A 21,904-nucleotide genomic window follows, 5' to 3' on the forward strand; every position below is an offset into this window, starting at 1 on the left:
ATGAAAGCTACCCCTCTGGCCATTCCCGACGTCATCCTCTTTGAGCCCAAAGTGTTCGGAGATGACCGCGGTTTCTTTTTCGAGAGCTTCAACCAGGCCAAGTTTGAAGAAGCTGTCGGCCGTCCTGTGCACTTCGTTCAAGACAACCACTCCAAGTCCACCAAGGGCGTTCTTCGCGGTCTGCACTATCAGATTCAGCAGCCCCAGGGCAAACTCGTGCGCGCATCACAGGGCGCTGTTTTTGATGTCGCGGTGGACCTGCGAAAGTCGTCCCCGACCTTTGGTCAATGGGTTGGCGCGCATCTGAGCGCCGAGAACAAGGCGCAACTGTGGGTACCCGAGGGCTTTGGTCACGGGTTTGTGGTGCTGAGTGAAACCGCTGAGTTCCTGTACAAGACCACCGACTATTACGCGCCCGCTTTCGAGCGCAGCATCCTTTGGAATGACCCAGATCTGGCGATCGACTGGACGACCGACCTGGCCCCCGTGCTTTCGGCCAAAGACCAGTCGGCCTCAACACTCAAGTCAGCCGACCTTTTCGATTGAACGGGTAAAGGAGGTTGCGCCAATCGCACTGGCGTCACCTGACCCAGTACGACACGTTGCCCATGAAGGTCCTCCACATTTACCGCACCTACTACCCTGATCCGCCTGGCGGACTGCAACAGGCCATTCGCCAAATTGCAGCAGGGTGCCAAGCCTTGGGTGTGGAATCCATGGTGTACACGCTCTCGCCCACACCCCATCCCATTCGAATAGAGCGGCCAGAAGCCACGGTGTGTCGTGCGCGCTCCTACTGGGCGCCCGCTTCCTGCGATCTGGGGGGCGTCGACGCCTTCAAATTGTTTGCCGAATGCGCTGAGTGGGCCGATGTTCTCCACTTTCACTATCCTTGGCCCTTTGCCGATGTGCTCAACCTGCTGCCCAGCACCCGGCACAAGGTCAAAGTCATGACCTACCACTCTGACATCGTCAAGCAAAAGGTTCTGGGCAAGCTGTATGCGCCCCTGATGCGCTACACCTTGGGCAACATGGATGCGGTGGTGGCCACATCGCCACGTTATGCGCACACCAGCCCGGTGCTTTCGCGCCATGTGGCGCCCGACCGCCTGCACGTTATTCCCCTGTGCATGAGCGACTCAACGCTCGAACCCGAATCGCTGGCACCCACCGACGTCATCGAGCGCCTTGGGCTGACCAGTCGCCCGTTTGTGCTTTCGCTCGGTGTGCTGCGCGCTTACAAAGGTCTCCACGTTCTGGTGGAAGCCGCGAACGACGTCGCGGGTACCCTTGTGATCGCTGGCAGCGGCCCTGAAGAAGCCAACCTGCGAAGCCAGGTGGCCCGCCTGGGGGTTCACAACGTCGTCTTTGCCGGGCAGGTCAGCGAAACCGAGAAGCACGCCCTGCTAAGGCATTGCGCCGCGTTGGTCTTGCCTTCACACCTGCGCTCTGAAGCCTACGGCATGGTCCTGCTTGAAGCCGCCATGCACGCCAAGCCGATGATCAGCTGCGAGATTGGCACAGGAACCTCCTATGTCAATCAGGACGGCGAGACTGGTTTCGTCGTTCCGCCCGAGGAGCCCGCCGCGCTGGCCCAGGCGATCAACCGATTGCTGGCCCATCCCGAACTGAGCCAGGAAATGGGGCAACGGGCCCTCGAACGCTACCAGCGCCATTTCACGCCCAACGTGATGGCCGACCTCTATTTCAACCTGTATCAGGAATTGCTCAAGGCCTGAGAGGTACCATCTAGGGGTTTCGGACCGCTCACTCACCATTCATGCAAATCATTCCAGTTGTACTTTCAGGCGGCGCAGGAACGCGGCTATGGCCCGTTTCGCGTGAGGCACACCCCAAACCTTTCATGCTGATGCCTGATGGCGAAAGCCTGTTGCGCAAGACCTACGCACGGGCTGCGTTGGCTTGCAACGGTGCTGCCCCGCTCACCATAACCAACAGAGAGTACTTTTTCTCAAGTCGCGATGCCCTTCTAGAAGCCGGCAACAGCGACCAGGGATTTTTTCTCCTGGAAGCGCAGGGGCGCAACACCGCCGGCGCCATCACCATGGCCGCGCTTCAGTTGCAGCAATCGCACGGCGATGAGGCGATCATGCTGGTGCTTCCCGCCGATCACCTGATTCAAAAACAAACAGCCTTTCAGGAGGCTGTGCAAGCAGCGACCGAGCTTGCCCAGAAGGGCTTGCTGGTGACATTTGGTGTAGTGCCCACGCACCCGGAAACCGGGTTTGGCTACATTCAAAAAGGGGCCGCGCTGGCGCCTGGCTACGCGGTTGCACGCTTTGTGGAAAAGCCACCGATCGACACAGCACGGGAATACCTCGCCTCGGGTGACTACCTGTGGAACTCTGGCATGTTCTGTTTCGGTGTGGGCGCGTTCCTGGCGCAAATGGCGCAGCACGCACCAACGGTGCTCGACGCCTGCCGCCATTGCATGGTCGACCTCAAGCCGCGCGAACTGGGCGGCGCGCATGGGCTCGAGATTCCCGATGCTACCTACCGGTTGGTGCCGTCAATCTCGATCGATCATGCCTTGATGGAAAAATCAGCCGATGTCGCCGTGGTGCCCGCAGACATCGGTTGGTCGGACATCGGGTCATGGACCGCCGTGCGCGACCTCTCTGAGCCCGATGACCGGCACAACCGCAGCACCAGCGAAACCCTGTTTATCGACTCGGACAATACCTACGTTCACGGCGACAGCCGGCTCATTGCAACGGTCGGCACCCGCAACCTCGTGATCGTCGATACCCCTGACGCGCTCCTCATCTCCGACGCCGACCGTGTGCAAGATGTTCGCGAAGTGGTCAGCTTGCTCAAAGGCCGGCAACACCCGGCCTACCAGCTGCACCAGACCGTGGCCCGCCCCTGGGGCACCTACACCGTGCTGGGCGAGGGAGACCGGTACAAACTCAAGCGCATCGAAGTCCGGCCAGGCGCCAGCCTGAGCCTTCAGATGCACCACCACCGCAATGAGCACTGGATCGTCGTCAGTGGCGTGGCCGAAGTCACCAACGGCGACCGTATCCTGAAGCTCAATGCCAATGAATCCACCTACATTCCAGCCGAACACCGGCACCGCTTGACCAACATCGGCCCTGACCTGCTGGTCATGATCGAAGTGCAAAGTGGGTCCTATCTTGGCGAGGACGACATCGTCCGTTTTGAAGACAAATATGGCCGAACTCCTGCAATCTGAACCCACCGCAAAAAAAGCCCTGAGCGATCACGCTGACGACTGGTACAACCACGACGGCAGCACCGACATCTGGGTGGCTTTGCGCAACGTGCATGTCTGGGCCGCATTGGGCTGGCACGACATCCGCCAACGCTACCGCCGCTCGGTCATTGGCCCATTCTGGTTCACGCTGAGCACCTTCATCATGATCGGCGTGCTCGGCCTGCTTTACTCCGAGCTATTGAATCAGGACATCGTGACCTACCTGCCCTACCTGGGCATTGGCTTGGTGCTGTGGCAATACCTGTCCACCAGCATCGTCGAAGGGGCCAACGGATTCATCGGCGCGGGCTACCTCATCAAGCAGATTCGCATGCCGGTGACCACCCACATCTGCCGAATTGTGTGGCGAAATTTTTGTATTTTGCTGCACAGCCTGCCTGTTGTCGTGTTGTTCTCGCTGGCGTTGGGCAATCGTCCCGGCATCAGCTTTGTCCTCGTCATACCTGGCCTGTTTCTTTTGTTGCTCTGTGGCGTGTGGATGGGGATCGTGCTGGGCATTCTTTGCCTTCGATTTCGAGATGCGCTGCCCATCATCACCAACGTTCTGCAGGTTGCCTTCTTCTTCACTCCCATCATGTGGTCTCCTTCACTCCTGAAGGACCGCGCATGGATCGCCCACTACAACCCGCTGTACCACCTGATCGAGATCGTTCGAGCGCCCATGACAGGCGAGCCCATCGAAGCCGTTTCATGGCTGTGGGCGATCGGCCTCATTGTGGTTGGTTTCGCCCTGGCGCAGGGTCTGATGAAAAGAACGCGGCACAAACTTTCTTACTGGCTTTGAGCCCATGACTTCAAGCATCATTGCAAACCACCTGACCGTCGAATTCCCCATTTTCGAGAACTCGCATCGTTCCCTCAAAAAGAAGATGCTGCGCCTCAGCACCGGGGGCATTATCGGCAACGACGCAGGCAGCCACCCCGTGGTGACCGCACTCAGCGATTTGAGCTTCAACTTTCAAGATGGGGACCGCGTCGGTTTGGTTGGGCACAACGGATCGGGCAAGACCACGCTGCTGCGCACGCTTTCGGGCATTTACGCGCCGACGCACGGACAACTGCAACTGCGCGGGCGAACGGCGTCTTTGCTCGATATTTCCCTGGGCGTGGATCCAGACGCCACTGGGTTCGAAAACATCTACCTGCGCGGCATCATGAACGGGTTCAAGCCCAGCCGCATCAGAGACAAAATCGACGAAATCGCCGACTTCACCCAACTCGGCGAATACCTGAACCTGCCGGTGCGCACCTACTCCAGCGGGATGATGCTGCGGCTCACGTTTGCGATCTCCACCAGCATCGAGGCCGATATCCTGATCATGGACGAGTGGCTGAGCGTTGGCGACACCGAGTTCCAGGATCGAGCCGCAAAACGACTCAAGTCGTTGGTAGACAAAGCCTCCATCCTCGTGATCGCCTCGCACAGCACCGACCTGATTCAGAGCGTCTGCACTCGGAAGATCCAGCTCGAACACGGTCGCATTGTTACCGATGAAGCTGTCGTGGCCACCGCCAACGAAACCGAAAAATCGACGGGTGAAACGGCCCCGGCGCTGCCTCTACAACATTGAGTCGGCACCCCATGCGATTTGAAGTTCACGCCGATCATCCGGCGCTGCCTTATCTGGAATGGATCTCTGCGCGCCAACCTGTTCGGGCCCTCAAAGGTCTCGTGAGTGCGCAAATGGCCTACCCGGTGGCCGAGCGGATGGAGCATCGTGACGTGCGCTCCAAGCTGGCAGCGCTGCACGGCACCTACCGCACACCGTTCGAAAAGCGTTTGCCAGCCCTGCGCGGCCAGATGGCGGACATCGTGAGCTTTGCCCAGCGCGAGGTGCCTTACTACCGCGACACGCTCCAGGCGATCAAATTCGACCCCGAGAAACTCCGCAACGATCTCCGGTACCTGGACGACCTGCCCTACCTGACCAAAGACATCATCCGGGAACAGGGTGAGCGGCTGCTCAGCCGGCCATTGGCCGACTTGAGGCACCATGCCTGCAAAACCGGCGGATCCACAGGGCAATCCTGCGTCATCTACTACGACCAGCCTGCCGCCGATTATTCTGCGGCCGTTACCCTGTATTGCAGGGCCCGCGCAGGGAAGTCCCAGCGTCAGCCCGAGCTGCATTTCGCCTGCCGTTTCCCTGGCGACCCGGTGCCCATGTGGCCATCGCGCGAAGACTTCAAGTGTTTCGCCATGAACCGCAGCAACATCTTCTTCGGTGCACTCGACGAAGCGGGGCTGGAAGAGATTTGGGCCACGCTGAAGCGCCGCCGGCCCTACCTTGTCCACGGGCACCCTTCCACCATCTATGCCCTGGCCTGCCACATCGAAAGCACACGTGGGAGCGCCAAGTGTTTTGAGGTGTTCGAGTCCAGCGGTGAACTGATGGAAGAATACCAGCGAGCCAAAATCGCGAAAGTGCTGCAATGCCGTGTTGTCAACCGGTACGGCCTTGCAGAGCTCGGCGTGGTGGCCTACGAAATGCAGCACCCTTCCGATGGCACGGGCATGCAGCTCCTTGATTCCGAGGCCTGGTGCGAAATGGCGCCAGTCGACAACGAGACCATCGGCGAAGGCCGTGGAGAGCTGGTGTTCACCGGCCTTCGCAACCGCCTCATGCCCTTGATTCGCTACCGCAGTGGCGACCTCGGCCGCGTGGAGCAGCGCAGCAGTGGCATGTTTCTCACCGAAGTGATCGGGCGCATTCACGACATGGTGCCCATCAACGGGGTGCCCCATGCCACCCACCATATTCAGGACGTGCTGGACCACCGTGTTGGCGGCATCCAGGAGTTCCAGATCGATCTTCGCTCTGCGATGCCGGTGCTGCGCATTGTGGTGGACACCCATGGCAATGCTGAGCAGATTCGCCAGCGCATTGAGTCCTATTGGCCGCAGGCATTTGAGGTGCAGTTCGTCGAACACAGCGATTTTGTTCGGGTCGGCCGGCACGCCAAGTTCCGCCATGTTGTTACAGGGTAAGGCTTCCAATTGATCCACGTCATTGCACCAGGCAGCGAGCAAGCCACGGCCCAACTGCTGGTCTCGGCGCTGCAACGCAGCTGTGGCCAGGGATCCGCCACACTGGGTAGCGCCTCTTTATTGGCAATCCTGCCGGGCGAGCAACCAGCCGTCTATGTGCTCATCCACCCTCGCGAAGAGTGGACCGATGCACTGTTGAAGTTGCTGCGCAGTCCGGTCAAGCTGATCCTGCTCGGGCGATTGTCCACAGGCCTGGCCCAGGCCCTCGACGTGACTTTGGCCCACGAGTGGCCCCAAGACTGGGCCGTGACCACCACCTGCCCCCCTGCCCCGATCCACGGTGCGGCTGAAAGCACCGCCCGGGTCGTCTACCCGGCAACGGCACCCCAGATTGCCAACCGAGTGCCCGCACAGATGGAGCGCCCTTTTCGGCGCTACGACTATGCCGAGGAATGGAACAACCTGGGCTATGGAGCCATCACGGCAGACGGTACCTGCTGGAGCATCGCCCAACATGCAACGGCCCAGTCAGAAAACCAGCTGGCCCAGGTCCATCTCGGCGAAGCACTCCTTTGCTCTTTCGCCGCCCTGTGGGACCGCCCTGCCAGCAGCGTGCTGTGGTTCAACCGTGCTGCGGGGCCCATTGACTCGCAAGAGTGGCGCATTGTCGAAGATTTCCTCTCCTGCCATCGCCACAAAGAGCTGCCGTGCGAGCCGGTTCTGTCAGAGGTACCTCACGGCTTCGACAGCGCCGTGACCATGCGCCTGGATTGCGACGAAAACATTGAATCCGCACGCGCACTGTGGGAGCTGTACCGATCAGAAGCAGTTCCTTTCAGTCTGGCTCTTCATGCCAGGGTGTTAACCGACGAACGCCACCACCGTCTGCCTTGCGAAGTGCTGGCCGAAGGCGGCGCCATACTCTCGCACACCGCAACCCATGCCCCCAACTGGGGCGGTAACCACGAGGCCGCATTCCATGAAGGCCAAACCTCCGCCGCCGTCATCGAATCCGCTATCGGGTGCCGTGTGCGCTACGCTGTGTCACCATTTCACCAGACACCCGCTTACGCACGCCTGGGGCTGGCAGACGCGGGCTATCAAGGTTGCATCGGCGGCATCATCTGCAACGACCCCGACTTTCTGACCGCTCGCGCAGGGATCCCACCCGCATCTGGCATGGGCTTCATCGGCCACAGCCAGCAATGCATGCTGCATGGCGACTGCATGCTGGCCGAGGGCGACCCGCTGCGCAGCTTCCGCCAGGCCTTTGATATTGCCCGGACGGGCGGTGCGTTTTTCGGCTACCTCGACCATCCCTTCTCCGAGCGGTACACCTACGGATGGCTCAATGAAGAACAACGCCTCCAGGCACACAAAGATCTCATTGCACACATCAAGACTGCAGGTGGACGCATCTTGTGGGCCAACGAAGACGACGCCATGGACTTCCTGTTTGATCGAGCCCACACTGCAGTGATGTCATTGGACGGCAGCTACCGAATCAAACGCACAGTGCAGAACTCTTCCTGGCCTCTGAGCGTGCGCCACCGCGGCCAGCACATATGCATCGAGCAAGAAGGGCTGCTGCCATGAAACTGATGATCGTTTTCGGCACCCGCCCTGAAGTGATCAAGCTTGCACCGGTGGTTGCCGAAGGGCAGCGCACGCCCGGCATGGAGATCATCACCTGCTCGACCGGCCAACACCGTCAGATGCTCGACCAGGCGCTGGCCTGCTTTGGCATTCAGCCCGACATTGAGCTGGATCTGATGCGTGAAAACCAGACGCTTCCGTCGCTGACCGCGCTCTTGCTCGAGCAAATGACGAAAACGCTTCAAGAGCAACGCCCCGATGCGGTCATGGTCCAGGGCGATACAACAACCGCCTTCACTGCAGCGCTGGCTGCGTTTTACCAACGCATCCCGGTCGCGCATGTGGAAGCAGGGCTGCGCACCGGCGACCCCTATAGCCCATTCCCCGAAGAAATCAACCGCGCCATGATTGCGCGCATGGCCAAGTGGCACTTCACCCCCACCGACCAAGCCACGCGCAACCTGCTGGCCGAAGGCATCTCCGCTTCGGCCATCACCCAGTGCGGCAACACCGTCATCGACGCCGTGGAGCTGATCAAGCAGCAATGGACAACCAGCCCCTATGTCGGTCCGGGCCGCGAATGGTTTCCTGAGCGGAACCTCGTTCTGGTCACCACCCACCGCAGAGAAAATTTCGGCGAAGGTCTGGAGAATATCTGCTCGGCGCTGCTTCAGCTGTGCAAGGACTACCCTGAACTCGGGTTCGTGTTCCCTGTGCACCTCAACCCCCAGGTGCAGCAAGTGGTGCGCCAACGGCTACACGGCGCAGCAAATCTGATGCTCACAGGTCCCGTTGACTTTGAAACCAGCCTCTATCTGCAAAGTCGATCAACCCTCATCCTGACCGACTCCGGTGGCATTCAAGAAGAAGCCCCCTCCTTTGGTGTCCCTTGCGTAGTCATGCGCGAGCACACCGAACGGAGCGAAGGCATTGATGCCGGGTTTGCTACGTTGGCTGGAACCGGCCAGGTGGCTGTGCTTTCCGCCGCCAAGGCATGGCTGGAAAACACAGAGCACGCTGCACAACTCAAACAACAAGCCAACCCCTATGGGGACGGGCAAGCTGCTTTGCGCATATTCAGTACCCTGACGAAAGACCAATAATTCGAAAGTCGCCAGTCTTTTGCGCAAAGCTACCAAATTCCGCAAGATCAATCATCCATTCAATTCAGACCATGACACAACCCACGCAGCCCTCAGTGACTATTCACCCTGACGACGATATGTTCTCAGGCTCACTTGAGCATTATGAGTCAGTCGGCAAACAGATGGCGGGCCACATTCAAGCAGCGAGTCGCCTCCAAAACTCCACGTCGGCTCCTCGCATCCTTGAACTCCCCTGCGGGTACGGGAGGGTGACCCGCCACTTGGTCTCCATGTTTCCTGCCGAACACATCTGTGCGTCAGACATCATGGTGCCAGCAGTCAAATTTGTCACCGAGCAGTTTGGCGTCATGGGTCATCCCGCCCAAGCTCCATTCAACGAACTCACCGGCTTGTCCGACAACATGTTTGATGTTGCCGGCATGGGCTCTTTGATAACACACCTATCTGCATTCAACTCCACCACACTGCTCAAGCACTTTTTCAGAGTAATCAAACAAGGGGGCATTGCCGTTGTAACCATCCACGGGGTTCGATCCCGACAACTACTTGCAGAGCGCGATGTTTACGAAATTGGTGAAGTGGCGCGGCAGCATTTAATCGAAAAATTCGACAAAGAGCAATTTGGTTTTGTCAACTATCTACCAAATCACAATTTCGAAGCCAAGACCGTCGAATACATTGGTGACAGCTACGGTATTTCGTTGATACCAAATCAATGGATGCAGCACATTGCTGAAGAGCATGAAATGGACCTGATAGAAAAAATCATTGGTGGCTGGGACAACCACCAAGATGTCTACTACCTCAAGAAGCGCTAGAGAGTACTGGCATCGCCCAAAGGCTGCGAAAATTAGGATAATTGTCACATCAATTCTAACCTACGGTTCTCGGAAAATTGGCCACTCAAATGCAACTCGACATAAGATCCCAACTGGGCGATATCAACGCCTGCTTTCCCGAATTGCCCATTAAATGCATCTTTGATGTAGGTGCAAACATCGGACAGTCGGCCGAAGTATTTCACATAAAGTGTCCTGATGCAGAAGTACATTGCTTTGAACCAACATCAGAATCCTTCGCCAAATTAAGCGAAAAATTTTTTTCGAATCCACTGTTCAAACTCAACAATGTCGGCCTGTCAGACGCTCAAGTGGAGGTGAGGTTCGACGCCTCGGGAACATCCACAATGAACAGAATGCGCTCCGATGGTGTTGGTAACGTGACTGTCAAACTTACGACCCTCGATCTGTATTGCAAAACCCATAATATTGAATGCATTGACTATCTGAAAATCGACACCGAAGGGAGCGAACTCAAAGTTCTTGAGGGCTCACTTCAACACCTGCAAGATATAAAGTTCATCGAAGCAGAGGCATCTTTGAACCCACACAACAAATACCACAATTCGTTTTTCGACATCTACAATAAACTTACCAACAATGGGTTCTACCTTTTTGGAATTTATGAACAAATGAGAGAATGGTCTGGTGGAGGTGTGCCAATTATGAGAAGATCCAACCCATTATTCGTTAATTCGAAGCTAATCGGTGCACTCCCGCAAGGCGTTATTAGATTCTGATTTCACTTACCTCCACAGCTAACACTCACAGTGTGGTGCCAGGGAGGTCCCAAAAAAACTTGGGCGAGGAAAGCACCAGTCCGCAATTGATTGATAGTGGATTTTGCTTTTTTGAATCCAATAAGGATTGCTGGTGGTTGTACAAATCCACGAACAAGGCGGAGGTCTTCTCCGGATTTTTCCAAATCTAAGAGAGGTGCGTCGGGAGCACAACCATACGCCCACTCGAGCGCTCGAGCGCTCGAGCGCTCGACCATGCTGTTGAACTATTCATTGGGGCGTATGAGCTGGCGTGCTACCTAAATTGGAACCACGGTTCATTTCATTAATGAAAAGAGATGGGGTCAACCTCGATAAGCGCATTGCCTATGCACGTGAGATGCCTCGCGAATGTACCACAGGCTCTTCTTTCCGGACCGTGATCGGAGCATTGTTTCATCAAATAATCGTGAAGACTATGCGAAATTTTCGTTCCTTGAAGAAATACACCACTCCAACTGTAGGTATTTCTGCAATCTTCAAAAATGAAGCGCCTTATATCATCGAATGGCTTGCACACCATCGCTTGATGGGCATTCATGACTTCTTCATCGCTAACAATGACAGCAATGACGGCACGACAGAATTGCTGGATGCGCTGCAGTTAGCTGGTTACCTTACACACCATCTATTCCCAACCCCCTTGGGTAAGACACCTCAGGTACCAGCATACGAAATGCTGCTGAGGGAGCACGGGAAGGAAGTCGACTGGATGGCCTTTATTGACGCTGACGAGTTAATCTGGCCAACCGAAGCAAGCCACGATCTTCCTGCGTTCTTGGCGAAACTCTACACCAGGCATCCCGACATAGGAGCCCTTGCGCTCAACTGGGCCACCTACGGGTCTTCTGGCCATATTCGACATGACGACAAGCCCATGAGCACGCGCTTTACCTGGCATGCGGCCAAAGGACACGTGCTCAACAAGCAGTTCAAGTCCATTGTCAAAGTTGGATCGATCGAATACATGGTCGGCCCTCACCACGCAAAACTCATACCAAATGCACTCTACTTGCACACAGACGGAGATGAGATAGTCGCACACCCAGGCATCTCGCCGGACCCCTTAATCAACGAATGCCTAAGTCAGACCACCTGCTGGCAGCATTTTCGGATCAATCACTACGTGGTCAAGTCGTACAGTGAATTCACGAAAAAGAGAGCAAGAGGCCGGGCGTACTTGCCGGGGATTCGAGACAATTGCTTCTATATCGCGCACGACAACAACGACTTCCACGCACCGCCCTCCACAAGCTATAAAGTTAGTTTAGATGCTGAAATTCACTCCATTCGCCAAAAGGCTCGTCTTTTCAGCGCACAAGCTATCGGTACAAATTTGAGAGATGCCACTTCGACATGGAGCATCCCTCATCTTGGCAACATCGACTCTATCGAAAACGGTGACCGGTGCATTCGGCTATTTGGTTGGGCGGCGCCATGGGGAAGCCGTGTGGCTCAATCACTGAAAATGCGCGTCGACGGAGGCCCTTGGCGCTATCCACAGGCCTTTTCAAGGGTTGATAGAACAGACGTTGTGACGCACCATCCGCTGGCACCAAACGACACAGGCTTCGTCGCCTATTTCGACCAACACCCACCAAGCTTGGCAACGGCTGCCATCGAGATCAGAGCCATCGCCAAAGGTGGCCTGGCAACAGACCCCATTGCAATGGGAAAATACGCTCGCGAGCACCTCAAGTAATGCGCCGACGATGCATGGCCGGATGCCGAGAAATCCGCCCCCATTCTCTCTTGGCCCTCCCCAAAAAAGTACCTGCCTCGCGCAAGGTTTGCATCCAGCCTTGGAAAATCGGCTAGTACGTCGAATCTCACCAACAACATGTCGATAGCTCAAAACTCCTCCCCACAAACAGCAGGCGACTGCTTGCTCTTTGCGACCGCTGACTGGGACACCCCGTACTGGACCAACAAACAACACACTGCCGACCATCTTGTAAAGGCTGGCTGGCGTGTGTTGTACATCGAGAGCATCGGATTGCGGGCGCCTAAGCTGGGCAGCGGCACCGATTGGGGGCGCATTATGCGACGACTCTGGCGCGGGCTCAAAGGGCCTCAACATATACGAGAGGGTCTCTGGGTGTTGTCACCACTGGTCATCCCGTTCAAACACGCACACCCCTGGATCAGAGCGCTCAATCAAGGCCTTCTCAGCTGGACCATCTCGCGCTTCACCAAACAACAGCGATTTCAGTCGCCCTTGATCTGGACTTACCACCCCTACGTGCTCGAAGTTCTCGATCTGCTCAAATCACGTCATCAGCAACCCCTCGGGCGCTTGGTGTACCACTGCGTAGACGACCTTTCCGCTATTCCGGGTATTAATGCCGAAGCATTTAGCGCAGAAGAACGTCGCCTTCTGGCGCTTGCAGATGCCACGTTTACTACCAGCAAGACCCTGTATGCAAAATGCAACAAAATCTCTGAGCGCGTACATAACTTTCCAAATGTTGTAGACGTTCAGCACTTCTCGCGCGCCCACGATCCTGGAGACTTACCAAGCGATCTCTCAGATATCCCACCACCACGCATTGGCTACGCAGGCGCCCTTTCAGATTTCAAGGTTGATTTTTCACTCCTGAAGGAAGTAGCAAGCCAAAACCCTCAATGGAGTTTTGTGATCATTGGTGAGGAAATAGAGGGGCAACGAGACTCTACGCTCAAGGCAATGGTCCTGTTGCCCAACGTCCACTTGCTGGGCCATAAGCCCTACTCAGTTCTTCCAGAATATTTTCGTGGATTTTCTGTAGGTCTGCTACCAACCAAAGTTAACGAATATACGCGCAGCATGTTCCCAATGAAGTTTTTTGAATATATAGCAGCCGGATTGCCAGTAGTGTCGACATCTCTAGAATTTACAAAGGCAAATACTGAATCCATAACGATTGCAGATTCAACATTAGACTTCACAAATGCCATTCAATCTTCGCTTGACTCTGGAAAGCTCTCAAAAATGCGAGGCAATAAAATTGTTGGGGAAAACACCTGGGGAAATAGACTAGGCAAGATGCTCGAAATTGTGAACCAAGAGAAACAAGCGAAAATTTCACCATAAACCTTTGATGAAGCTTCTCAAACATTTTTGTACCGAACTGACAAAATGATCACCATATACGAACCTATCTACCGGCCAGAGCAGGTACTCTCTGAGAAGAGTTTCATTGCTTACCCGCATACATCCAATGATAAGTTCAAGAAATGGCGAGAATTCAGGCTGCACATCGAGGTGTACCGAGCAAAGCTATATGAAAATAACAAATTGACTGGTATATTCTCACCAAAATTTGGACTAAAAACACATCTAAGTGGCGAAGAATTCATTGCATATTGCCAATCAGCATCTGATGCCGATGTGGTATTCGTAAATCCATTCCCACAGATGCGGTATCGTTCATACAATATATGGATGCAAGCCGAGTCAAATCATCCTGGCATTACAAACTGTGCCCAAAACTTACTTACGGCTGCAGGCATCGACATAGACATTGAAAAACAGCCGAGGCACGATCACAAAACGCTAGCCTATTCCAGTTTTTGGGTTGGGAGCCCTACGTTTTGGGAGCAGTACGTTGGTGGGCTTCTGGAGAAACTCGCCGTTTTTATCGAACACAACGAAAACCATCCTGCTGTAGTTAATGCTCTCGTCGAAACCTTTCACACAGATCCAACGCCATTCCTTCCCTTCATAACCGAGCGCTTGTTCACAACCTATCTATCTCTCCACCCAGAATTAAAGGTTAGCAGCATCTCGCTCGATCCTTTGGATTTCTGCTTGATGGAGGCTGAAAGAAAATTTGTTCAAAGTATTATTCCCGAAATAGATCGTGCAGATCAACTTGGTAGCTTTTCACCCGAATTGGTCCACAGAATGGAAGAGCATTGCGATGCATTAGCGCAGGCTGCCAGGGTACATTTTAGAGATACCCCACATCCCCACACTGGAAGAACAATCACCTAAAATGCCGATGCCGAGCAAAAATTTAGCCCTAAAAAGACGAATTATGATATGAATACGCCACTAGGTAAAGTCACTCACTTCGCGGGTGAAGGACGAAAATTTTGTGTATATTCTCACTTCGATCCCAATGGAAAACTTGCTCGATACGTCAAATTCTATCTAGAGGAAATTACCGCATGTGGATACGATATTATTTTCGTATCCACATCACAAATGGTATCCGATAGCGATTGCAAGTATTTAGACAATTTGTGCTTCAAAACTCTGTTTAGACAGAACGTTGGTTACGATTTCTCATCTTATCGAAAAGGTATAGAAGTACTTTTCGAAAGCGGTATACAGGTAGACTGTCTTTTGATTGCAAACGACAGTGTATTTGGGCCTATCTCGAACCTTAGATCCATCATGGTCCAGATGGAAAATCACGTTGCCGAAATGGTAGGCCTAACGGATTCATTCGACCTAAGCTACCACATCCAAAGCTACTTTATTCACTTCAAAGGAAATTTACTTTCCAGTCAAGTTTTCAGAAATTTTTGGGATTCGGTCACCCTAATTGACAACACTACGCCAAATTTCAAGCAAGAAATCATCAACCGCTACGAAGTAGGCGGGACTCAATACTTTATCTCCAAAGGTTACAAGGTAGCAGCATTATTCCCCTTTTCGGATCTTCTAGAGCAGCATTTTTCGGCGGTGCTAAAAATATTGAAAAATTCGTCAATGGTTGCTGGAGTAGAACCTATTTCCGAGTTCGATCTTCAATTTCGCCTGAATGCCACGCACTATTACTGGAGATATTTGATTGAAATCGGACTTCCCTTCATTAAGAGGGAATTATTGACGAAAAATCCGACCAATACAGATATTTCCAAATGGCCTCAAACGATCAAAGTACATTCTACATACGACCTAACACTGATTAGCGATGCATTGATTGATCTTAATTCCGAACTAGCGATGTATGTAGTAAGCAGATCTGATGCCGAGAAAGCCATCAAAACCAATTTTGATACTATAACGGTTTCAATTAATGAATGCCTTGCTTCTGATCGTGTCTTGAGCACTCTCCCGAAGGAAATGAAATTTCGGTTTGATGAGCAGCGATACTTGGAGTCCTATCCGGACGTGAAAGAAGCCATCAAAAGTGGTAGTTTGGCAAACGCGATATCCCACTACCACGCATATGGATCAAAGGAAAATCGACTTTTTCCTCTGATTAGAGCAGAGTAGACTGACCAAACGCCCTATCTATCAACCCCTTAGCGTGGTCGCTTGGCCTTCAGCGGCGTCAATGGATTCCATTGGAGATGGAAGCATAAATGGAAATAGCGCCATGCCGAGCGCCAGTTAATCATCCAAATTCGAAACTGCAGACGTCAAGCTAATTGACATTGGAGTTGGCAATCTTCTCGAAAGACCAACGGCCCTGTAGGTAGAATTCTCCAAAAAAGAAATATCAACGTGGAGATGTCAAGATGTACCGACAGCCAGATCATGGATGCCTTGAAGCGCGTTGATGCTGGCTTGGTAGTGCGTGAAGGGCCTTGAGGACGAGAATCCGCGCCTCAAGAAGGTGTACTTATAGGAAAAGCTCAAGTCCGAGATCGTGGCGGAGGTACTGGCAAAAAGGCGGTGAGGCCCTCTCGAGGGACAGAGATGGCCAAGTACGAGGTTGAGCAGTGCAGCATCCCCTTACGGGTGGTATGTGTGGCATTCATGGTCAGCGAATCCTGCTACCGCTATGCGAGCAAACACAACGCCGATGATGAAGCCATTGCCAACTGGCTGATGTGCCTGACGGACAAACACCGCACTGGGGATTCAGGCTGTGCTACCTGTACCGGCACAGCTTGAAGAACTTCGACTGGAACCACAAACGGGTGTCCCGCATCTACCGCGAGTTGGAGCTCAACCTGCGTATCAAACCACGCAAGAGTCAGGGGCGGAGAAGCCGCAGCCACTGGCTGTACCGCAGACCATCAACCTGGTCTAAAACGGGCTCAAAGACGGGAGGAGCCCGCGCTTGTTCAATGTGATCGACAAATTCAACCGTGAGGCGCTGGGCGTTGAGGCTGACTTCTCGTTGCCTCGTGAGCGGGTGATACAGGCGTTGCAGCAGATCAAGGCCTGCCAAGGCAAGTCGCAGGTGATTCTGGACCTCACCGGCTTCAATAGCCGATGAACCGCCCCGGCGGGGCGGTTCATCGGCGGGGAAAATGTTGGGACAATGCCGTTGCGGAATCGTTCTTCAGCAGTTTGAAGAAGGTGCGGATCAAGCGGCGTATCTATCCAACCCGTGACGATGCGAGGTCAGACGTGTTTGACTACATCGAGGATTTCTACAATCGCGTCCGCAGGCACAGCCATCTCGACCAGCTGAGCCCGATGGACTTCGAGCAACTTCGAACTGGAAGTTGAAAATTGTCTACAGAAACGGGTGAAGTCCACTCGGTGGATTCAGCCCAAAGCGACATCTGGTCATAGCTGCGTAGTCGTTCTAGCTCTGTCGACAGTGGCACCTGAGAGGATTACGGGACAGGTCAAAACGAAAGAACAATTCAAAAATTGCCACCTGGACCAAAATCAGAGCGCGCCTCCATTGTAGATAAAATCAAGTGCAAAGCATGCAGAGATCTAAACATCAGAAGACTCACCTTCCCAGGGGAGATTTACAGACTAGTCCTCAACACGCCTCTATCTCGCTCGAGAGGCAAGAGGCAAGAGGCAAGAGGCAAGAGGCAACAGCCAAGAGATGCATACATCCACTTCTTCTCAAAAAAAATGGACAACTACTTAGAAGAGCATCAGAGAATCGAAGATCTTGCGCAAAATATCAGACAACATTAATATGAACAACAAGGCGAATAAGGCACCTTTAATAATATGCCTAGTTCTATCTTTCCTCTATATCTCACTGGCAATAAGTACACCTATTTCCATAAACGCTGCAGCGTCTCACGATGACGCTTGGTTCGTCCGAAGCGCTGAAAGCATTTTGCATGGAAAATGGCTAGGCAATTTTAATGAAATGACCTTAATTAAGGGGATGGGATACCCTTACATTTTGGTAATAAATAGTCTGATTGGCATCCCGATAACACTGACATTATCGATTCTCTATTTGGCATCATGTGCTGCATTCGCATTTTCCCTCAGAAAGTGCGGCCTTCAAAAGTTTGCAGCGATCGTCCTATTCGCACTATTGCTATTCCAGCCAGTCCTATTCCCTACAAGAATAATACGAGACAACATATACACCACACTGCTTCTTTTTTCCACATCGGGACTAATTCTTATAGCGCTGCATGAAGTAGATAGGCATCGCAATGCGATACTAGGAGTATCCGGGATTTCATTAGGAATGCTTTTTATCACGAGAGAAGAAGGCATATGGGTAGTCCCAGCAATTATATTTCTCACCATCTACTCATTGTTTGCAAGCTGGAGGAATGGAAAGAGCATTCTTGGCTTTTCGAAATCAGTTGGCATATTCATCGCATTTTTATCAGTTCCACCACTTACCACCGCTTCTATAAACTGGTATGTCTATGGCGTATTTCAAGACGTTGACATCAAGAACAAAAGTTATGTTAGCGCTCTGAACTCGCTGTATAAAGTTAGAGTTGGAAATGAAATTCAATTCATTCCCGTGCATGAAAAGAAAAGGGATGCCATTTACAGGATTAGCCCCGCCTTCAAAGAGCTTCAACCATTTTTTGAGGACATTGGGAAGCACTGGACAGTTCATGGCTGCGCAGTATACAAACATACCTGCGGCGATTATGCGGGGGGATGGTTCATGTGGGCATTTCGCAAAGGAGTTAGCTCCCTTGGTTATTATGAAACGCCAGCCTCTGCCGCTCAGTATTACGATAGAATCGTGAATGAAATAGAAATTGCCTGTGACGAAGGGAAAATCGACTGCGAATTCAATACCCTGCCGTTCGTTCCTTCAATAACGCCAGAGGCAATAAAGAGCATTCCAAAAAAACTCCTTGGCGCCATTAATTTGACAATCTATAAGGCTCCAGGATTCATGTCGGCTGGAGAAAGTTGGGGGCCAATTGAAAGAATAAACGAGATACGGACCTTCTTGGGGAACCCAAGCATATACCCCTCCAAGGAGATCCCTGAGAATACTATAACCGGCTGGTATTACGCTTCAAATGATAAATGGATATCACTAATATGCAGCAGTGATCCAGGAACAGAAAGAATCACCCCTATCAAGAAAATACCGAGTCCGGATGTGGTAAGGAAATTCAATGATAGTCGTGCAGCCTTACGTAGATTCTCAATTTATTTGGTTGAGTCCAGCAATTGTCACATTTCGAGTACGGAATCTGATAAGTTCACACTCCCGATGAGAGAGCCCTCGCAAAATGGTGCTAGAGCCTTCGATTTTGGATCCGGCAGAATTCAATTTGATGACAAAAAGCCTTTGGAACCAAGTGCAAGCGCCGGTCTCGCAATAAAAATAATCAATATACTCAACTCCGGCTTTCAATTTGTTTCAGGCTATCTTTTTGCCGCTGGAACGGCATCTATCCTAGCCGCTATTTTGCATAGTCTCAGAAAAAGAACCTTGCCCAATAATTTGGGAGTTATATCCATATTTTTATGGACGTTATACTACACACGAATAGCCCTCATGACACTTATTGATGTCACGTCATTTCCCGCAATTAATACACTTTATCTAGCACCCGCCTTTGTGTTATGGATAAGCGCATCTGTTTGTGGAATATTCTCGCTATTCAATTCCATCTGGCTTCCCGCGAATGCGAGATTGAAAATATCTCGAAAACCTTGTTAGTCAACGAAATTAAGAATGAAACTTACGATACTTATGCCGTGTCTCAACGAAGCTGAAACGCTTGAAATTTGCATACGGAAGGCCAACGAATGGCTCAAACGGACGAACACAGACGGCGAGGTTCTTATTGCCGACAACGGCAGCACCGATGGGTCTCAAGAAATCGCGAGAGGGAATGGTGCTCGGGTCCTTAACGTCCCAGATAAGGGATACGGATCTGCACTTTTTCATGGTTCAATAGAGGCAAACAGTGAGTACATCATCATGGGAGACTCAGACGACTCATATGATTTTGGTAATCTGGACCCTTTCTTGGAAAAATTGGATCAGGGATTTGATCTAGTAATGGGTAATCGCTTTCTAGGTGGCATCGCTCCGGGAGCAATGCCTTGGAAAAATAGATATATCGGAAATCCGATATTGACATGGATTGGCCGCACTCTTTTTAGATGTCCTGCAAAAGACTTTCACTGTGGACTTCGTGGATATCGAAAGGATGCATTTCTATGTATGGATTTGCGGACAACCGGCATGGAGTTTGCATCAGAGATGGTTATTAAGGCAAATCTGTTTCGAATGAAAATTGCTGAGGTTCCAACAACCCTGTCCAAGGATGGTCGCACCCGCCCCCCACATCTTCGCCCTTGGCGAGATGGATGGCGCCACCTCCGATTTATGCTGCTATTCAGCCCACGCTGGCTATTCCTAGTACCTGGAGTCTCGGTATTTTTGCTAAGCGCCGCTCTGTATTTTTTGATATATGATTCCCCATTGAGGCTCGGAGAAATGGTGTTCGACATCAACACCCTCCTCTTTGCTCAAACCGGAATGACGCTTGGACTTATTGCAACTGTCTTAGGAATCATTGTTCGAATGTTCGGCATGCGAGAAGGTCTACTAAGAGAGCATGCCCTACTGGAGCGATCACGAGCATCCCCAATATTGGAAGTAGGCGGGGTGGCCGGTCTTTTACTTATTTTTGCTGGCACTTATTTAGGTATAGATCTAGTCTCTGATTGGAGCAACAGAAATTTTGGGGTGTTGCTCCAGGGTGAACTTTTGAGATCGGTTAGCTTGGCAACTTTATTGATTACTTTTGGTGGGATTATTTTCTTGGCATCTTTAATCATGGGCTTTTTGGCACTTCCTACCAGAAGAATCCCAAAATAAATTTAAAAAAATTTAGTCAGCCAATGATTTCCGAAAAAATAAAATTTGTTAAATTTCTTGTGGTCGGTGGCCTTGGAGCAATCAGCTACGTAGGAATATCTCATATCTTGACCGAAAATGGCATGCAAGCCTGGATAGCAAGCCTCTTGACATACTCCGGCCTCATCCCATTTATTTATTTATTGCAACGTCGTATCGTTTTTGAATCCAATGAGAACCACTCAAGATCATTTCCCCGCTACTTGATGATTCAACTGATTGGACTAAGTTTTTCAGCCATTTGCCCATATGCGCTCGAAAAATTGAATGTTAACCCTACGCTATCATTCATTCTTGTTGTTATTCTCATCACTTCCACAAATTTCATATTGCAATTAAAGTGGGCATTCCTCGAAAACCACAAAAATGAAAAAATAGCATGAAGTTTCTAGACAAATTTATCCGACAATGGCGTGTGAAAGTTGCCATGAATTCAATTCGAGGTGGTCCCACTGGAGTATTCGATATCGGATGCGATGATTGCTACTTATTAAATCTTCTTGACAACGGGGAAAATCGGCTTGGCGGGTGCGATCCCAGATTGACCACTCAAGCTCCTTCGGACAGATTCAAGCTCTTCAAGGGGTACTTTCCGTCCGCAGTCGAAGGTATTGATTTCTGCGATACATACGATGCAATATTCGCTCTAGCAGTTTTCGAACACTTCAGCGAGGATGATTTGATTAAATCGTCCCAACGAATTTCTGAGATGCTCACCGACAATGGTCGGCTAATTGTTACTGTGCCACATCCCTTTGTTGACAAAATACTAGACGCTCTTGTGTTTTTTCGGCTCATTGAAGGACAAGCGTTAGAAGAACATCACGGATTTGATCCTGAGTCCTTGGTTGAAATTTTGTCAAAGCACCTAAGGCTGGAGTCAAAAAGAACGTTTCAACTTGGTCTAAACAATATTTTTGTTTTCAAGAAAATTTAGCCCTATGAGTCATACATTGAACTCTTTTTAGATTCATTTTTAGGCCTACTTGGTCTATTTATTACATATTCTATCTAGATTTTTTGCATAATTATTTCATTGGAGAAATCCTTTGAAAGCCCTCTTCGCCACCTACCCCACGGGCTTCCACACCGCAGGCGGTGGGGAGGTTCAGTTGCTGGTCGATCGAGACCACCTTCCACAAGTGGCTGTGGTGGTTTCGCAGTACGATCTTTGGAGGCCACGTTTCGACGAGCACGACGTGGTGCCTTTTGCGGTTTCGTAGAACGCTTGCGTAAGCCCTAGGGGATCACATCGAGTCCCTGGATAACTGAAGACACACAACATCCATACTTAATGGACGAAATTCGTGCTCAGCTGTCACTGTCCGACCG

The 21,904-nt window shown here is 51.9% G+C and carries 21 protein-coding genes and 1 pseudogene; all 22 read left to right on the plus strand.

Translation table 11 applies throughout. The annotated features are described in order from the left end of the window. Entirely contained in the window at positions 1-546 is a 546-nt protein-coding gene (gene rfbC, locus E5678_RS10005) for a dTDP-4-dehydrorhamnose 3,5-epimerase (RefSeq protein WP_136178388.1), read from the plus strand. 62 nt (positions 547-608) lie between these two features. Beyond that, complete coding sequence (locus E5678_RS10010) at positions 609-1,739, plus strand: glycosyltransferase (RefSeq protein WP_136178389.1); 1,131 nt, start codon at positions 609-611, stop codon at positions 1,737-1,739. Between the two features lie 41 nt (positions 1,740-1,780). Further along, positions 1,781-3,217, plus strand: a complete 1,437-nt coding sequence (locus E5678_RS10015) for a mannose-1-phosphate guanylyltransferase/mannose-6-phosphate isomerase (protein WP_136178390.1) — start codon at positions 1,781-1,783, stop codon at positions 3,215-3,217. Then, on the plus strand, positions 3,195-4,043 hold the full coding sequence (locus tag E5678_RS10020) for an ABC transporter permease (protein ID WP_136178391.1): 849 nt from the start codon (positions 3,195-3,197) through the stop codon (positions 4,041-4,043). The genes E5678_RS10015 and E5678_RS10020 overlap by 23 nt, the downstream gene beginning before the upstream one ends. A 4-nt stretch (positions 4,044-4,047) precedes the next feature. After that, on the plus strand, positions 4,048-4,830 hold the full coding sequence (locus tag E5678_RS10025; RefSeq protein ID WP_136178392.1) for an ABC transporter ATP-binding protein: 783 nt from the start codon (positions 4,048-4,050) through the stop codon (positions 4,828-4,830). Positions 4,831-4,841: 11 nt separating this feature from the next. After that, entirely contained in the window at positions 4,842-6,248 is a 1,407-nt protein-coding gene (locus tag E5678_RS10030; RefSeq protein ID WP_136178393.1) for a phenylacetate--CoA ligase family protein, read from the plus strand. Positions 6,249-6,257: 9 nt separating this feature from the next. Further along, positions 6,258-7,844 (plus strand): polysaccharide deacetylase, encoded by a 1,587-nt coding sequence (locus tag E5678_RS10035; RefSeq protein WP_247596976.1) that lies wholly within the window; start codon positions 6,258-6,260, stop codon positions 7,842-7,844. Beyond that, on the plus strand, positions 7,841-8,947 hold the full coding sequence (wecB, locus tag E5678_RS10040; RefSeq protein ID WP_136178394.1) for a UDP-N-acetylglucosamine 2-epimerase (non-hydrolyzing): 1,107 nt from the start codon (positions 7,841-7,843) through the stop codon (positions 8,945-8,947). Before E5678_RS10035 ends, wecB begins: the two co-directional genes overlap by 4 nt. A gap of 71 nt (positions 8,948-9,018) precedes the next feature. Then, the gene (locus tag E5678_RS10045) at positions 9,019-9,768 is read left to right on the plus strand and encodes a class I SAM-dependent methyltransferase (RefSeq protein ID WP_136178395.1); all 750 of its coding nucleotides are present in this window, start codon (positions 9,019-9,021) and stop codon (positions 9,766-9,768) included. 89 nt (positions 9,769-9,857) lie between these two features. Continuing rightward, the gene (locus tag E5678_RS10050; protein WP_136178396.1) at positions 9,858-10,529 is read left to right on the plus strand and encodes an FkbM family methyltransferase; all 672 of its coding nucleotides are present in this window, start codon (positions 9,858-9,860) and stop codon (positions 10,527-10,529) included. A 475-nt stretch (positions 10,530-11,004) separates the two neighbouring features. Then, positions 11,005-12,270, plus strand: coding sequence for a glycosyltransferase family 2 protein (locus E5678_RS10055; protein WP_168708533.1), 1,266 nt, complete (start codon positions 11,005-11,007; stop codon positions 12,268-12,270). A gap of 138 nt (positions 12,271-12,408) precedes the next feature. Beyond that, entirely contained in the window at positions 12,409-13,641 is a 1,233-nt protein-coding gene (locus E5678_RS10060) for a glycosyltransferase (protein ID WP_136178398.1), read from the plus strand. Positions 13,642-13,686: 45 nt separating this feature from the next. After that, on the plus strand, positions 13,687-14,544 hold the full coding sequence (locus E5678_RS10065; protein ID WP_136178399.1) for a hypothetical protein: 858 nt from the start codon (positions 13,687-13,689) through the stop codon (positions 14,542-14,544). Positions 14,545-14,592: 48 nt separating this feature from the next. Beyond that, positions 14,593-15,777 carry a rhamnan synthesis F family protein gene (locus E5678_RS10070; RefSeq protein ID WP_136178400.1) on the plus strand — a complete coding sequence of 395 codons (1,185 nt, stop codon included), beginning with the start codon at positions 14,593-14,595 and terminating at the stop codon, positions 15,775-15,777. Positions 15,778-16,203: 426 nt separating this feature from the next. After that, on the plus strand, positions 16,204-16,401 hold the full coding sequence (locus E5678_RS22460) for a hypothetical protein (protein ID WP_136178401.1): 198 nt from the start codon (positions 16,204-16,206) through the stop codon (positions 16,399-16,401). A 169-nt stretch (positions 16,402-16,570) separates the two neighbouring features. Continuing rightward, positions 16,571-16,729 carry a hypothetical protein gene (locus E5678_RS22295; RefSeq protein ID WP_168708534.1) on the plus strand — a complete coding sequence of 53 codons (159 nt, stop codon included), beginning with the start codon at positions 16,571-16,573 and terminating at the stop codon, positions 16,727-16,729. A gap of 14 nt (positions 16,730-16,743) precedes the next feature. Beyond that, positions 16,744-16,965: pseudogene (locus E5678_RS10080) on the plus strand (IS3 family transposase); the annotation flags it as partial. 430 nt (positions 16,966-17,395) lie between these two features. Continuing rightward, the gene (locus E5678_RS10085; protein ID WP_136178402.1) at positions 17,396-19,363 is read left to right on the plus strand and encodes a hypothetical protein; all 1,968 of its coding nucleotides are present in this window, start codon (positions 17,396-17,398) and stop codon (positions 19,361-19,363) included. A 15-nt stretch (positions 19,364-19,378) separates the two neighbouring features. Further along, complete coding sequence (locus E5678_RS10090; RefSeq protein WP_136178403.1) at positions 19,379-20,533, plus strand: glycosyltransferase family 2 protein; 1,155 nt, start codon at positions 19,379-19,381, stop codon at positions 20,531-20,533. A gap of 23 nt (positions 20,534-20,556) precedes the next feature. Then, positions 20,557-20,955, plus strand: coding sequence for a GtrA family protein (locus tag E5678_RS10095; protein ID WP_136178404.1), 399 nt, complete (start codon positions 20,557-20,559; stop codon positions 20,953-20,955). Continuing rightward, positions 20,952-21,509, plus strand: a complete 558-nt coding sequence (locus tag E5678_RS10100; protein ID WP_136178405.1) for a hypothetical protein — start codon at positions 20,952-20,954, stop codon at positions 21,507-21,509. The genes E5678_RS10095 and E5678_RS10100 overlap by 4 nt, the downstream gene beginning before the upstream one ends. 112 nt (positions 21,510-21,621) lie before the next feature. Then, positions 21,622-21,795, plus strand: a complete 174-nt coding sequence (locus tag E5678_RS22300) for a hypothetical protein (protein WP_168708535.1) — start codon at positions 21,622-21,624, stop codon at positions 21,793-21,795. Positions 21,796-21,904: the final 109 nt, after the last annotated feature.

The organism is Hydrogenophaga sp. PAMC20947 (genome assembly GCF_004795855.1).
Classification (GTDB): Bacteria; Pseudomonadota; Gammaproteobacteria; order Burkholderiales; family Burkholderiaceae_C; genus Hydrogenophaga.

Excerpts from the sequence above, each read along its gene's own strand:
- rfbC (WP_136178388.1), top strand. The coding sequence starts at position 1 with ATGAAAGCTACCCCTCTGGCCATTCCCGACGTCATCCTCTTTGAGCCC.
- E5678_RS10010 (WP_136178389.1), top strand. The coding sequence starts at position 609 with ATGAAGGTCCTCCACATTTACCGCACCTACTACCCTGATCCGCCTGGC.
- E5678_RS10015 (WP_136178390.1), top strand. The coding sequence starts at position 1,781 with ATGCAAATCATTCCAGTTGTACTTTCAGGCGGCGCAGGAACGCGGCTA.
- E5678_RS10020 (WP_136178391.1), top strand. The coding sequence starts at position 3,195 with ATGGCCGAACTCCTGCAATCTGAACCCACCGCAAAAAAAGCCCTGAGC.
- E5678_RS10025 (WP_136178392.1), top strand. The coding sequence starts at position 4,048 with ATGACTTCAAGCATCATTGCAAACCACCTGACCGTCGAATTCCCCATT.
- E5678_RS10030 (WP_136178393.1), top strand. The coding sequence starts at position 4,842 with ATGCGATTTGAAGTTCACGCCGATCATCCGGCGCTGCCTTATCTGGAA.
- wecB (WP_136178394.1), top strand. The coding sequence starts at position 7,841 with ATGAAACTGATGATCGTTTTCGGCACCCGCCCTGAAGTGATCAAGCTT.
- E5678_RS10045 (WP_136178395.1), top strand. The coding sequence starts at position 9,019 with ATGACACAACCCACGCAGCCCTCAGTGACTATTCACCCTGACGACGAT.
- E5678_RS10050 (WP_136178396.1), top strand. The coding sequence starts at position 9,858 with ATGCAACTCGACATAAGATCCCAACTGGGCGATATCAACGCCTGCTTT.
- E5678_RS10060 (WP_136178398.1), top strand. The coding sequence starts at position 12,409 with ATGTCGATAGCTCAAAACTCCTCCCCACAAACAGCAGGCGACTGCTTG.
- E5678_RS10065 (WP_136178399.1), top strand. The coding sequence starts at position 13,687 with ATGATCACCATATACGAACCTATCTACCGGCCAGAGCAGGTACTCTCT.
- E5678_RS10070 (WP_136178400.1), top strand. The coding sequence starts at position 14,593 with ATGAATACGCCACTAGGTAAAGTCACTCACTTCGCGGGTGAAGGACGA.
- E5678_RS22460 (WP_136178401.1), top strand. The coding sequence starts at position 16,204 with ATGGCCAAGTACGAGGTTGAGCAGTGCAGCATCCCCTTACGGGTGGTA.
- E5678_RS10085 (WP_136178402.1), top strand. The coding sequence starts at position 17,396 with ATGAACAACAAGGCGAATAAGGCACCTTTAATAATATGCCTAGTTCTA.
- E5678_RS10090 (WP_136178403.1), top strand. The coding sequence starts at position 19,379 with ATGAAACTTACGATACTTATGCCGTGTCTCAACGAAGCTGAAACGCTT.
- E5678_RS10095 (WP_136178404.1), top strand. The coding sequence starts at position 20,557 with ATGATTTCCGAAAAAATAAAATTTGTTAAATTTCTTGTGGTCGGTGGC.
- E5678_RS10100 (WP_136178405.1), top strand. The coding sequence starts at position 20,952 with ATGAAGTTTCTAGACAAATTTATCCGACAATGGCGTGTGAAAGTTGCC.